Source organism: Psychrobacter sp. 1Y4, from assembly GCF_051847555.1.
Genome location: NZ_JBPYDE010000418.1, coordinates 1 through 779, shown reverse-complemented (window position 1 = coordinate 779; position 779 = coordinate 1). Strand labels below are relative to the sequence as shown.

Below are 779 nucleotides of genomic sequence, written 5' to 3'. Positions count from 1 at the left end.
ACCGGATCCAGTACGCGCTGCAATTACCCAAGAGCTAAAAGACATCACCACCCTACTGCAAGCAGATACCGTATTTGAAAGCTTCACTTTTCATACACATGACTTGGATACCCATGTGGACGAGCTGTATGATAACTATAATGCCGAGCAAGCCATCGCTAAGGCAATCATAGATAAACAAGAACAAGAGCGCGCAGCGACTGAAAAACAACAGTTAGAAGAACAGAAAAAAGAGGCCGAAGAGACTGCGCGTAAAGCAGAAGCTACGCGCCGTGAACAAGCAGAAACGGCTCAAAAAGAACAAGAAAAAAATGAGCAGCGAGCAGCCGACCAAAACAATATCGATAAAAAAGCCATTTCTGATAAAGGCATCACAGAGAACGATCCTGATGACAACTCAAAAATCGAAAAGACTGACTCTGAAGTAGCCAATAGTGAGAGTGAAACTAGCGATAATAAAAACGCTGATAGTAAAACTATGAGCGATCAAACTCATGGGCTGGTCAATCATAATCTCAAAGACATTAATAATAACACCAGTGCAGCCATCAACTTGGTGTTAGAAGACAGTGAGCTGGATCCGGCGGATCAAACGTTAATTCGTGAGCTTGAAAACCAAATCGACGACTACTTGAGTGAGCAAATGATGCTCATGTCTGAAAATCTGAAATCTTGGCTACGTGCTGAGATGACTCAGCATTTCAGTGAGCAAAATACGTCAGCTACTACTGAAAACGCGGCTAAGAAAAATATTCACTAACGGCAATAATGTCTATTTT

The 779-nt window shown here is 42.1% G+C and carries 1 protein-coding gene; it reads left to right on the top strand.

From position 1 onward, the window contains the following. A partial coding sequence (locus ACS8FC_RS16700; RefSeq protein WP_439297606.1) for a hypothetical protein occupies positions 1-760 on the top strand: 760 nt, incomplete at its 5' end. Positions 761-779 lie beyond the last annotated feature (19 nt).